This is a genomic window from Neglectibacter sp. X4 (genome assembly GCF_009917365.1).
In the GTDB taxonomy this organism is placed as follows: Bacteria; Bacillota; Clostridia; order Oscillospirales; family Acutalibacteraceae; genus Acutalibacter.
The window spans coordinates 1-11,950 of record NZ_QWLE01000067.1; the positions used below are offsets into that span (position 1 = coordinate 1).

Consider the following 11,950-nt stretch of genomic DNA (forward strand, 5'->3'; position numbering starts at 1 on the left):
CCCCTCCTCCCCGCTCCGCCGGCGAGTGGAAGTTATCTATAAACTCACACTTGCAGGGGTTTTGGCGGGAAATGGGGGATTTTAGGGGGGAAATGAGGGGGTGAGGGTTGAATGGGGGTAGGGACAAGGAGTGTGCAGGCGGGATGGGGCAAATTCTTCCCAAGAAGATTTGCCTTGCAGGAAAAGGGCTTTTGTGCTATGCTATAGAAAGGAAAAAGCGCTTGGTTTTTCACAAAACAGCAGGCGCCGCAATAGGGCCTGACAGCCCTGACGGGAAAATGAGAGAGAGGATACTATATGAGATATGACGCAGTTATTATAGGTGCGGGCGTGACAGGCAGCGCCATTGCCCGGGAGCTTTCCCGGCGGGAAGGGCGGTTCCTGGTGCTGGAACGTGCCGGGGACGTGTGCGAGGGCACCAGCAAGGCAAACTCTGCCATTGTCCACGCAGGGTTTGACGCGGAGCCGGGCACCATGAAAGCTAAGATGAACGTACAGGGCAACGAGATGATGACAAAGCTCAGCGAGGAGCTGGACATCCCCTTTAAGCGGGTGGGCGCTTTCGTGGTGTGCCTGGACGAGGGGGACATGCCCAAGCTGCGGGAACTGTATGACCGGGGCGTGGCGAACGGCGTGCCGGGCCTCAGCATTTTAACCGGGGAGGAAGCCCGGAAGCGGGAGCCTAATCTCAGTGACAAGGTGTGCGCAGCCCTGCTGGCGGAAACCTCCGGGATTATCTGCCCGTTTGAGCTGACTTTGGGCCTGGCGGAGTCGGCGGCGAAAAATGGCGTGGAGTTCCGCTTTGGCACAGAGGTACAGAAGATAGAGAAAACAGCGGAGGGCTGGCGCGTGACCACCTCCCAGGGAGAAGCGGAAGCCCGGACAGTAATAAATGCCGCTGGGATATATGCCGATTCCCTCCACAACCAGGTGTGCGAAAAGAAACTGCACATCACGGCCCGAAAAGGGGAATACTGCCTGCTGGACAAAACAGCCGGCAGCCATGTGAAAAGCACCATTTTCCAGCTTCCGGGCCAGTATGGCAAGGGGGTGCTGGTGTCCCCCACTGTACATGGCAACCTGCTGGTAGGCCCCACTGCCACAGACATTGAGGACAAGGAAGACACTGCCACCACGCCGGAGGGTCTGGCGGAGCTACAGGAAAAGTCTGCCCTGGGTGTAAAGAACGTGCCCCTGCGGCAGGTGATCACTTCCTTCATGGGCCTGCGCGCCCATGAGGACGGGGATGATTTCACTTTGGGCGAGACAGCGGAGGGCTTTTTCGACGCAGCGGGCATCGAGTCTCCTGGCCTTTCCAGCGCTCCGGCCATCGGCGTGTATATTGCCGGGCTGGTGGCGGACAAGCTTTCCTTGAAAGAGAAGGCAGGCTTTGACCCGGTACGCAAAGGCGTGCCCCGGCTTCACGAAATGAGCGCGGAGCAGAGGGCCGCGAAAATACAGGAAAACCCTGCCTATGGCAATATTATCTGCCGTTGCGAGGAGGTTTCCGAAGGGGAAATTGTAGACGCCATCCATGGCATACTAGGCGCCCGCACCCTGGACGGCGTGAAGCGCCGCACCCGGGCCGGCATGGGCCGCTGCCAAAGCGGCTTCTGCTCCCCCCGGGTGATGGAACTGCTCTGCCGGGAGCTGGGGCTTACCCTGGATGAGGTGCGCAAAAACGGGCCAGACTCCCAGATTGTGCTGGAGAAAACACGATAGAAGGTGCTTTTTGCCCTGATAAGTATCCCGGAAACCTTTGCCAGGCTTACGCAGAGTGCGGCTCCCCCGCAGGCAGCCGCGCTCTGCTGGTTTTTTCGGGAAAACGGAGAATTTTAGAACCAAACTATTTTAAGGGTTTGCGGGAAGGAGGGCACAATGGAAAAAATCATGGTGGCCATGAGCGGCGGGGTGGACTCCAGCGCAGCGGCCCTGCTGGTGAAACAGGCAGGCCTGGAGGCTGTGGGCGTTACCTTGAGCCTCCGCCGGGAGGAGCGGGAAGAGCTATTTCCCGGGGAAAAAACCTGCTGCTCAGCAGACGACGTAAATGACGCGCGCATGGTGTGCGCCCGCCTGGGGATTCCCTTTTATGTGTTCAACTTCCAGGAGGATTTCCAGGAACAGGTGATAGACCGCTTTGTAAACGCCTACTGCCAGGGGAAAACCCCAAACCCCTGCATCGACTGCAACCGGCACATTAAGTTTGGGAAGCTGCTCCGGCGGGCGGCGGAAACGGGCTTTGACAAGGTGGCTACAGGCCACTATGCCCGGGTGGAGAGGGACGAGGCTTCTGGGCGGGTTCTTTTGAAAACCGGGCTGGACAAGGACAAAGATCAGAGCTACATGCTCTATTCCCTGACCCAGGAGCAGCTTGCCCACACCATGTTCCCCTTAGGGGAACTGACAAAAGCCCAGGTGCGGGCGCTGGCGGAGGAAAACGGCCTTTTAAACGCACGCAAGCGGGACAGCCAGGACATCTGCTTTGTGCCGGACGGGGACTATGCTGCCTTTATCGAAGGCTATGCGAAAACATCCTTCCCCAGCGGGGACTTTGTGGGAACGGCAGGGGAGGTGTATGGCAGGCATAAGGGGATTATCCACTACACCATCGGCCAGCGCAAGGGCCTGGGGCTTTCCTTTCCCCAGCCCATGTATGTATGCGGCATTGACCCGGAGAAAAACCAGGTTACCCTGGCCCCTCATGAGGCCCTGTTTTCCCGGACTGTTACAGCCCATGGCATCAACCTCATTGCCTGCGAAAGGCTGCCCGGCCCTGTCCGGGCGCAGGTGAAGCTGCGCTACCGCCATGCCCCCCAGCCTGCCCTCTTGGAGCAGACCGGGGAAGACACGCTCCAGGTCACCTTTGACCAGCCCCAGCGGGCCGCTACCCCAGGCCAGGCGCTGGTGGCCTATGACGGCGACACCGTAATTGGCGGGGGCGTGATAGCCTAAAAAAGCTGGAAGGGAGAAAACGGTATGAAAACAGAACGTCCCTACCCCTATGTGGAAATAGACAAACGCGGTGCAGTGCGCGCCCGGGAAGGCCACCCTTGGGTGTTTGACAATGAAATTGTGGGCATGGAGGGGGAACCTCGGGACGGCACCCTCTGCGACGTGCTGGGGCCAAAGGGCCGGTATTTGGGCACAGGCTATTATAACAGCCATTCAAAAATCCGGGTGCGCATCATTTCCCGCAACGCCAACGACAGGTTTGACGAAGATTTTTACCGCCGCCGGGTACGTCACGCCTGGGAATACCGGAAAACCGTTATGGCAGGGGACTTCAACTGCTTCCGGCTGGTGTTCGGGGAGGCCGACCGCTTCCCCGGCCTGACAGTGGACAAGTTCGGGGACATTCTGGTGACCCAGACCCTTTCCCTGGGGGTGGAAAAAATCAAGCCCCTGTTGTTCCCGCTGCTGGCGGAAGCCCTGGAGCAGGAGGGTCTGCGGGTTTCCGGCATCTATGAGCGCAACGACGTGCGGGTGCGGGAGTTGGAGGGCCTGGCCCAGAACACAGGCTGGTTCCCCCTGCCGGGCCGGGAAGCGCCGGAGGAAACCACTGTGGAGATAGAGGAGACCGGTGTCCGCTACCTGGTGGATTTCGCAAACGGCCAGAAAACCGGGTTCTTTTTAGACCAGAAGTATAACCGGGCCGCTGCCGCCCGGCTGGCTGCCGGCAGGCGTGTGCTGGACTGCTTTACCCACACAGGATCCTTTGGCCTCAACTGCGCTAAAGCCGGGGCGGCTTACGTACGCTCTGTGGATGTGTCTGAAACCGCCATTGCCTGCGCAAGGGAAAACTGCGCCCGCAACGGCCTTTCCCGCATAGTGGAATATGAAACCGCCAATGTGTTTGATCTGCTGCCCTCCTTGAGGCCAGGGGAATATGACTATATCATCTTAGACCCGCCCGCCTTTACCAAGTCCGGCAAAACTGTGGACAGCGCGGAGCGTGGCTATAAGGAGATAAATTTCCGGGCCATGAAGGCCCTGCCCCGGGGCGGGTTTTTAGCCACCTGCTCCTGCTCCCACTTTATGGGAGACGCCCGCTTTCGGGCCATGCTTCAAAGCGCCGCCAGGGACGCGGGGGTGGAGCTGCGGCTGATTGAGGCCCGGACCCAGGGGCCGGATCACCCGGTGTTATGGAACGTGCCGGAGACGGACTACCTGAAATTTTACCTGCTTCAAATCGTGTAGGAGGAAACGCCATGGATGAAACACAAAACGCCGCCCTGCTGGTGGTAGACGTGCAGCAGGGGCTTTTGGACAAAGGCCCCTTTGAAAAGGAGCGGCTGGCGGAGACTATCGGCAGGCTGCTGGGAGAGTTTCGCAGGGAACAAAAGCCCGTTCTCTTTGTCCGCCACGACGACGGCCCCGGCACAGAGCTTGCCGCAGGCGCGCCGGGCTGGGAAATTGCCCGGGAGGTAAGCCCTCTGAAAGGAGAAAAAATTTTTGACAAGCGCTTTAACAGCGCCTTCCTGGAAACAGGGCTGGAGGAGTATCTGGGGGAGGCGGGCATAAAAACCCTGGTGGTGGCAGGGCTGCAGACAGAATACTGCATAGACGCCACAGTGAAATCTGCCTTTGAAAGGGGCTTTAAAGTTTTGCTGCCAAAGGGCGGCATCACCACCTTTGATAACGGAAGCTTCTCCGCCGCCCAGATAAACCGGTTTTACTATGAAAGCATCTGGCGGGGCCGGTACGGGGAAATCCTGGAAGGGGCAGGCGTGTGAAAAATATAGAGAAAGGAATGATACCGGGCACAAAAGGCTGGTGTTTCAGCTCTTTTTGTGTACATCCGGTATCCCATGGCGATTATGAATATTGACAGATTTTCTTACAAACTGGGGGCCGCGGACTGCTTCTGCGAAATGGTGCGGGCCGGGGTGAAAAAGCTGGCGCTGGCCCACCCCTGCGACAGCCGGGAGGAGCGGGACAGCTTCCTGCCGGAATTCCAGAAGCTTTGTGCCGAATACGGGGTGAAGCTGTATCCGGAGGACGACGCCTTCATTACAGACCTGTTCCCCGTCTCCATGAACAAAAACCGCTTTAACGCCATCTTTTATCAGGACGAGGCTGTGCTTCAGGCCTATCTGGACTTAAAGGAGGAAAAGCGGCAGGCCCAAGCCGGGGGCGCATATACCCCGGAAAAGCGGCGGGACATTGCCTGGCGGTATGGGAAGCTGCTGTCCTATACGGATGAGGGCATAGAGCGGCTGCTAAAAAACAACCAGGAAAGGGAGGCGTGAATATGCGCGTGTTTTTAAACGGCGGGGGCGATGGGGCCAACGCCCAAGAAGCCTACCAGCGCTTTGGCGCGGCGGCAGGCAAAGCAAAGCCCCTTCTGTATGTCCCTTTGGCAATGGAGCAGGAAACCTACCCTAGCTGCTTTAGCTGGATAACCGGAGAGCTGGAAAGCCTTGGGGTGAAAATTGAGATGGTTCACTCCGGGGAAGAGCTGGCTGGGCTGGATTTATCCCATTTCGGCGGGATTTTCATCGGCGGGGGCAACACCTACAAGCTGCTGCACGAGTTAAAGGAAAGCGGCGCCCTTTTAAAGCTTACAGAATACCTGAAGGCTGGTGGTTCAGTATTCGGCGGCAGCGCTGGGGCCATTATCTTGGGGGCGGACATTGATACCTGCCGGTATGCCGACGAGAACCTGGCCGGCCTTTCGGACACGGCAGGCATTGACGTGCTCTCCGGCATTTCCCTTTTGTGCCACTATGGCAATGAGGACGAGGAAATTACCCAAAGGCACACAACCCATCTGCTGGGGCTTTCCCAATCCGGGCGCAGGATACTGGCCCTGCCGGAGGAGGACACAGTGGTGCTAAACGGCGAAAAGGCGGAGGTTATAGGCACGCGGCCCTACTATCTTTTCCAGGAGGGTCGGCAGATAGAATGCCTGCCGGGGCCGCTCCCGAAAATATAGGGCGGAAGGCGGTGGGAGTCCAGAGGGAATGATTCCCTCTGGCAGGGATCCAAGGGGCGGCGCCCCTTGGCGGATTCTTAAGGCGGAGCCTTAAGAGCAACAGAAAGGGATGAAGAAAATGTCTATGAAGCTGAACCGGGAGCTGCCCCTCCCGGCAGACCTGAAAGGGGAGTATCCCCTGTCAGCGTCCCTGCGGGAAAGGAAAGCCCAGAGGGACAGGGAAATCCGGGCGGTGTTTACTGGGGAATCAGATAAATTCCTGGTGATCGTGGGGCCTTGCTCGGCGGATCAGGAGGACTCTGTGCTGGAGTATGTCCACAGGCTTGCTAGAATCAATGAGCGGGTGGGAGACAGGCTGCTGCTTATCCCCCGGGTGTACACCAACAAGCCCCGCACCACAGGGGCGGGATATAAGGGAATGCTTCACCAGCCCTCCCCGGACAAGGCCCCGGACTTGCTGGGAGGCATTATCGCCATCCGCCGCCTGCACATCCGGGTGATGGAAGAATGCGGCCTTACCGCCGCCGATGAAATGCTGTATCCGGAAAACCGCAGTTATCTGGACGATGTGCTCTCCTATGAGGCTGTGGGGGCCAGATCTGTGGAAAACCAGCAGCACCGCCTGACTGCCAGCGGCATGGATATCCCAGTGGGCATGAAAAACCCCACCAGCGGGGATTTGTCTGTTATGCTCAACTCCATCCAGGCAGCACAGTCCGGCCACACCTTTATCTACCGGGGCAACGACGCCACCACCACCGGCAACCCCCTGGCCCACGCCATCCTCCGGGGCGGCGTGGACAAATACGGCACCTGCGTGCCCAACTATCACTATGAAGATCTCCGGCGGCTGTGGGAGCTGTATGAGGAGCGGGAGCTGCAAAACCCGGCGGTTATTGTGGACGCTAACCACTCCAATTCCAACAAGCAGTATAAGGAGCAGATCCGCATTGTCAGCGAGGTGCTCCACAGCCGCCAGTATAACCCGGCCTTGAAAAAGCTGATCAAAGGCGTGATGGTGGAAAGCTACCTGGAGGAGGGCAATCAGCCCATTGAGGCAGAGCGCGCCTTTGGCAAGTCCATCACCGATCCCTGCCTGGGCTGGCAGGACACAGAGCGCCTGCTCCTTTCCATGGCAGAGCGGGTGTAAAATTCTTTTAACCACCATAGAAATTAGTTTTAGGGTCAACCCCTTTAAAAAAGGGGTTGTGGGGTGTGGGGGTGAAAATCGCCGGCGGCGATTGCCATGAGCCGACCGAGCCGGCAGGCGAGACTCAAAGCCCCACAGAAAGGAAAGAGCACACAATGACAAACTGGTATTTCCCAGAGGACAAAACAAGCCCGGTATTCACCGCCTATAACCATCTCCGCCGCAAGTTTCCGGAGGGGCAGATGCCAAAGCTGCCGCCCAAGGCTGTGCTGTTCTGCCTTGGCAGGGGGCTTCCCGTTTTAAGGGAGCGTTTCCAAACGGAAACCGTTTTAGAGGAGCTGACAGGCTTTATCACCCACACGCCTGTTTACAAGGTGCGGGGCCATGACAGCGTGTGCTTTCTCCATGGCGGCTATGGCGCGCCACAAGCCACCACAACCCTGGAGAGCATCCATGCCATGGGGGTGGAGGAAATCCTGGTAGTAGGGCTGTGCGGCATTTTTGTGCCGGAACTCCAGGTGGGGGACATCCTCCTGCCCCAAAGGATTTTAAACGAAGAGGGCACTTCCCTCCACTATCAGGAGAAGCCGGGCTTTGCCCGGACTACCCCTCCGGCCTCCTCCCAAAGCCTGAAGGACTTCCTTCTGGAAAAAGGCTTCACCGCTGAGGAACGGGACACTGTTACCACAGACGCGCCCTACCGCCAGACCTTCTACAAAGAAGCCCTTTGGCGGGAGCAAGGCTGTGCGGGAGTGGACATGGAGGCCTCCGCCCTGGTGAATCTGTGTACCTATTACGGCATGAAAAGCACTGTGGCCCTGATGGCCTCCGACAAGCACCCTGTGCAAGAGGGGGATAAGCCCTGGGCTTGGGGGAGTCTGGACTTTAACAGCCTGCGGGATAATTTCATCGCGGCATGTATCGAATACAGCCTGCGGTAAGGAGCGAAGGAAAATGAAAGACGAGATTTGGGTTGTGAAGGTGGGCACCTCCACCCTTACATATGAAAACGGCCGGGTGAACCTGCGCCGGATGGAATGCCTGTGCAGGGCCTTGGCAGATCTGCAAAACGCGGGCAAGCGGCTGGTGCTGGTGTCCTCCGGGGCCATTGGTGTGGGCATGGGCAAGCTGGGGCTGAAAAGCCGGCCTGCCGAGACAGAAAAAAAGCAGGCCCTTGCCGCTGTGGGCCAGTGTGAATTGATGTTCCTCTACGACAAGTTTTTCGGGGAATATAACCAGACTGTGGCCCAGGTGCTGCTGACCGCCGGGGTGGTTCATGATGACCGGGGGCGGCACAACGTGGAGAACACCTTCCGGGAGCTGCTTACAATGGGAACCATCCCCATTGTAAACGAAAACGACACCGTGGAGACAAGCGAGCTGGAGGGCCAGAATTTTGGAGACAACGACACCCTTTCCGCTGTGGTGGCAGAGCTGATTGCCGCCGACTTTTTGGTAATCCTTACAGACACCGACGGCCTTTATGACAGCGATCCCCGGAAGAACCCGGCGGCAAAGCTTATCCCCCGGGTGGAAAACATCACCCCGGAAATAGAGGCCCTGGCCGGAGGCGCGGGATCCATCCGGGGCACAGGGGGCATGGCTACAAAGCTGCGGGCCGCTAAAATGGCAGGGGCTAAGGGCATTCCCTGCGCAGTAGTTTCCGGGGCGGACATGGAGAACCTGTACAGGCTGCTGGAGGGAAAGCCAGCGGGCACCTTGTTTGCGGCAGGGCAGGACTGACGGATGGAGAAGCATGGAAGGCTGATCCAGGCGGGCTGCCTTTTGAGAAGCCCCTGCGCTATATTTTACAAATACGCCTCTTGACAGGCCTGGCTCCACATGGTATATATAATATGAATATAGAAACTGCCACCGGGTAGGAATGTGATAGAGCATTCGCTGGCGCATCGTTAGGTCTTGGAAGATGCGCACGCGGGTGCTTTTTGCTTTGAAAGGAGTATCTGTTCATGGGTGCCTTTAAAAAATCCTTATCATACTTTACGAAAGGGGAGCTTGCCCTCTGGGGCGGATCAGCAGCGCTGGTGCTGGGAGCCTTTTTCTGGTTCGACCGGGGGAATCCCCTTATTCTTGCCGCCTCCCTTCTGGGCGTCACCTCCCTGCTGTTCAGCGCTAAGGGGAATCCCTTCGGGCAGGTGCTGATGGTGGTGTTCAGCCTGCTGTATGGCTATATCTCCTGGGGCTTTGCCTATTACGGGGAGATGCTCACTTATGTGGGCATGACCGCCCCCATGTCCCTGTACGCCTTGGTTTCCTGGCTGAAAAACCCTTATGGCGGCAGGCGCTCCCAGGTGAAAATCCGTCGGCTCGCCTGCCGGGAGGCCCTGGTGATGGCCCTGCTGGCCTTGCTTGTCACCATGGTTTTCTATTTTATCCTGGCATGGTTTTCCACCAGGAACCTGCTGCCCAGCACCTTGTCTGTAGCCACCAGCTTTTTAGCTGTATACCTCACTGCCCGCCGCAGCCCTTATTTTGCCCTGTGCTACGCCGCCAATGATCTGGTGCTCATCCTTTTATGGAGCCTGGCGGCGCTGGAGAACAGAGCTTATCTGTCCACAGCAGCCTGCTTTGCTGTGTTTCTCTTAAATGACAGCTACACCTTTGTAAATTGGCGGCGGATGCAGGACAGGCAGGAGCAGGAGGCGGGAAAATGAAGAGAAAGGCGAAGTTTTCTTGCAAAGCGGGGCAGAGTTTGGTATAATGCCAGAAGGCAAAGATTTTATTGAGAGGAAGGCGGAGGCTTTATGAAAGCAGCGGAAAAGACCATGGACATGATAACCGGCCTATGCAAGAACCGGGGATTTATCTTCCCCGGCAGCGAGATATACGGCGGCCTTGCCAACACCTGGGATTACGGCCCTTTGGGCACGCGGCTCAAGAACAATGTGAAGGATGCCTGGCGCAAGCGCTTTATCCAGGAGCGGGAAAACAGCTTTGAAATCGACGCGGACATCCTCATGCATCCCCGGGTGTGGGAGGCAAGCGGGCACGTGCAGTCTTTCTCCGATCCCCTTTTAGACTGCAAGGAGTGCAAAATGCGCCACCGGGCCGACAATCTTATTGACGATTTCGATCCCGAGGCCCATGCCGACGGCATGACAAAAGAGGAGATGTTCCAGTATATCAAAGACCACAGCATCCCCTGCCCCCATTGCGGCAAGCACAATTTCACAGATATCCGGGAGTTTAACCTGATGTTCCAAACCTACCGGGGGGTGACAGAGAGCAGCAAAAGCGTTATCTATCTGCGGCCTGAAAACGCCCAGGGCGAGTATGTGAACTTTTTAAACGTCCAGCGCACCATGCGCGCAAAGCTCCCCTTCTCCATCGGGCAGATAGGCAAGGCTTTCAGAAACGAGATTACCCCTGGCAACTTCACCTTCCGCACCATTGAGTTCGAGCAGATGGAGTTCCAAACCTTCTGCAAAGAGGGCACAGACGGAGAGCTTTACGAGCATTTCAAGGCATACGGCAAGAAATTCTTTGAGGACTTAGGCCTGCCCGCCGACTGCCTCCGTTTCCATGACCACGAGAAGCTTGCCCACTATGCCAAGGCCGCCTGCGACATTGAGTATCTGTTCCCCTTTGGCTGGGGAGAGATCAACGGCACCCACAACCGCACGGATTTCGACCTTTCCCGCCACCAGGAGTACAGCGGCCAGAAGATGGACTATCTGGATCCGGAGACAAACGAAAAGTTTATCCCTTATATCATTGAGTCTACCTATGGCCTGGATCGCACGGTGCTGGCCCTGCTGTGCGAGGCCTACGACGTGGAAATGCTGGACGAGGTGAAAAACGACAGCCGGGTGGTGCTCCATCTCCACCCCGCCATGGCCCCCTACAAGGCCGCTGTGCTGCCCCTTTCCAAAAAGCTCTCCGGCCCGGCCCGGGAAATCTACCAGGAGCTGAGCAAATCCTTTATGGTAGACTTTGATGAAACCGGATCCATCGGCAAACGCTACCGCCGGGAGGACGAAATCGGTACGCCCCTGTGTATCACCGTAGACTTTGACACCGTAGGCGACAGCGAAAAAGCCGGGGACAACTGCGTTACTGTCCGGGACAGGGACACCATGGAGCAGGAGCGCATTCCTGTATCCGCCCTAAAGGCATATATCGAGGCCCGCATTCAGTTCTAAGGCCCCGGCGGATACGCCTATACGGCAGGGGAAATGTCAAATGATTTGAAAGATTCTAAGTTTTCAGGAGACCTGCAGAACCCAGAGCGGGCCTGCTTTTCAATATGAAAAATGCGGAAAACAGATTGCATATTGATGGGTATTTTGCAATCTCGCAAAATGGGATTGCAAAATTTTTTGCCCGTTTTCGACACAAAAACAGCCTGCGCGGCGCAAAGCTGTCAGGCGTTCAAACTTACCTTTTAGGAGCGTTTAAGGACGCACACAAAACCTTTTAAGAAAATAGCAGCCCTTTAAGCGAACGCATACAAAAGCCGCTTAAAGGGCTTGCTTTTTGCCTTTAAGAGAGAATAACCCGTGCATTTTTTGCACGGGCCTTAGAATTCCTAGGTTTTCGGGCGTTTTGTAATCTAGGTATTAATCTACCTTGCATCCAAAAAAGTTTCGTCCCTTAAAAGGTTTTGAGTATATGACATGAATGAAACCAGATAGCACTACTGTTTGTCGGGCGTTCATTACAGGAGGAATGAACACATGACAGCAAATACATATAAAAGCGACTTTAAAGGGCTGTTGTTATTTTCTTAAAAACCGCTTAAACCGCGCCAATACTAGGTTTGTGCGGTTTCTTAGATAGTGTCTACACAAGGTGAGAGGATCGTGATAGAATGGAAGCATCATATAAAAGACAGGAGAGAAAAA

General features: G+C 56.6%; 12 protein-coding genes. All 12 read left to right on the forward strand.

Annotated features, from left to right (window positions below):
- Positions 1–297: 297 nt before the first annotated feature.
- The gene (locus D1841_RS15110) at positions 298–1,722 is read left to right on the forward strand and encodes an NAD(P)/FAD-dependent oxidoreductase (protein WP_160644352.1); all 1,425 of its coding nucleotides are present in this window, start codon (positions 298–300) and stop codon (positions 1,720–1,722) included.
- 156 nt (positions 1,723–1,878) lie between these two features.
- On the forward strand, positions 1,879–2,952 hold the full coding sequence (mnmA, locus tag D1841_RS15115) for a tRNA 2-thiouridine(34) synthase MnmA (RefSeq protein WP_160644350.1): 1,074 nt from the start codon (positions 1,879–1,881) through the stop codon (positions 2,950–2,952).
- 24 nt (positions 2,953–2,976) lie between these two features.
- Complete coding sequence (locus D1841_RS15120; protein ID WP_160644348.1) at positions 2,977–4,197, forward strand: class I SAM-dependent rRNA methyltransferase; 1,221 nt, start codon at positions 2,977–2,979, stop codon at positions 4,195–4,197.
- Between the two features lie 11 nt (positions 4,198–4,208).
- Positions 4,209–4,733, forward strand: coding sequence for a cysteine hydrolase family protein (locus tag D1841_RS15125; RefSeq protein WP_160644346.1), 525 nt, complete (start codon positions 4,209–4,211; stop codon positions 4,731–4,733).
- Positions 4,734–4,808: 75 nt separating this feature from the next.
- The gene (locus D1841_RS15130; protein ID WP_201751345.1) at positions 4,809–5,249 is read left to right on the forward strand and encodes a hypothetical protein; all 441 of its coding nucleotides are present in this window, start codon (positions 4,809–4,811) and stop codon (positions 5,247–5,249) included.
- Positions 5,250–5,251: 2 nt separating this feature from the next.
- Positions 5,252–5,935, forward strand: a complete 684-nt coding sequence (locus tag D1841_RS15135) for a Type 1 glutamine amidotransferase-like domain-containing protein (RefSeq protein ID WP_160644344.1) — start codon at positions 5,252–5,254, stop codon at positions 5,933–5,935.
- Between the two features lie 109 nt (positions 5,936–6,044).
- Positions 6,045–7,085, forward strand: a complete 1,041-nt coding sequence (locus tag D1841_RS15140) for a 3-deoxy-7-phosphoheptulonate synthase (protein ID WP_160644342.1) — start codon at positions 6,045–6,047, stop codon at positions 7,083–7,085.
- A 65-nt stretch (positions 7,086–7,150) separates the two neighbouring features.
- Positions 7,151–8,026 (forward strand): nucleoside phosphorylase, encoded by an 876-nt coding sequence (locus D1841_RS15145; protein WP_160644340.1) that lies wholly within the window; start codon positions 7,151–7,153, stop codon positions 8,024–8,026.
- Positions 8,027–8,039: 13 nt separating this feature from the next.
- Entirely contained in the window at positions 8,040–8,828 is a 789-nt protein-coding gene (proB, locus tag D1841_RS15150) for a glutamate 5-kinase (RefSeq protein ID WP_160644338.1), read from the forward strand.
- A 227-nt stretch (positions 8,829–9,055) separates the two neighbouring features.
- Complete coding sequence (gene pnuC / locus D1841_RS15155; protein ID WP_160644336.1) at positions 9,056–9,760, forward strand: nicotinamide riboside transporter PnuC; 705 nt, start codon at positions 9,056–9,058, stop codon at positions 9,758–9,760.
- Between the two features lie 90 nt (positions 9,761–9,850).
- Complete coding sequence (locus tag D1841_RS15160; protein ID WP_160644334.1) at positions 9,851–11,248, forward strand: glycine--tRNA ligase; 1,398 nt, start codon at positions 9,851–9,853, stop codon at positions 11,246–11,248.
- Between the two features lie 104 nt (positions 11,249–11,352).
- Positions 11,353–11,526, forward strand: a complete 174-nt coding sequence (locus D1841_RS15165; RefSeq protein ID WP_160644332.1) for a hypothetical protein — start codon at positions 11,353–11,355, stop codon at positions 11,524–11,526.
- The last annotated feature ends 424 nt before the right edge of the window (positions 11,527–11,950 follow it).

What these genes read in the sequence shown, in the direction of transcription:
- D1841_RS15110 (WP_160644352.1), top strand. Translation starts at nt 298, where the DNA reads ATGAGATATGACGCAGTTATTATAGGTGCGGGCGTGACAGGCAGCGCC.
- mnmA (WP_160644350.1), top strand. Translation starts at nt 1,879, where the DNA reads ATGGAAAAAATCATGGTGGCCATGAGCGGCGGGGTGGACTCCAGCGCA.
- D1841_RS15120 (WP_160644348.1), top strand. Translation starts at nt 2,977, where the DNA reads ATGAAAACAGAACGTCCCTACCCCTATGTGGAAATAGACAAACGCGGT.
- D1841_RS15125 (WP_160644346.1), top strand. Translation starts at nt 4,209, where the DNA reads ATGGATGAAACACAAAACGCCGCCCTGCTGGTGGTAGACGTGCAGCAG.
- D1841_RS15130 (WP_201751345.1), top strand. Translation starts at nt 4,809, where the DNA reads ATGGCGATTATGAATATTGACAGATTTTCTTACAAACTGGGGGCCGCG.
- D1841_RS15135 (WP_160644344.1), top strand. Translation starts at nt 5,252, where the DNA reads ATGCGCGTGTTTTTAAACGGCGGGGGCGATGGGGCCAACGCCCAAGAA.
- D1841_RS15140 (WP_160644342.1), top strand. Translation starts at nt 6,045, where the DNA reads ATGAAGAAAATGTCTATGAAGCTGAACCGGGAGCTGCCCCTCCCGGCA.
- proB (WP_160644338.1), top strand. Translation starts at nt 8,040, where the DNA reads ATGAAAGACGAGATTTGGGTTGTGAAGGTGGGCACCTCCACCCTTACA.
- pnuC (WP_160644336.1), top strand. Translation starts at nt 9,056, where the DNA reads ATGGGTGCCTTTAAAAAATCCTTATCATACTTTACGAAAGGGGAGCTT.
- D1841_RS15160 (WP_160644334.1), top strand. Translation starts at nt 9,851, where the DNA reads ATGAAAGCAGCGGAAAAGACCATGGACATGATAACCGGCCTATGCAAG.
- D1841_RS15165 (WP_160644332.1), top strand. Translation starts at nt 11,353, where the DNA reads ATGAAAAATGCGGAAAACAGATTGCATATTGATGGGTATTTTGCAATC.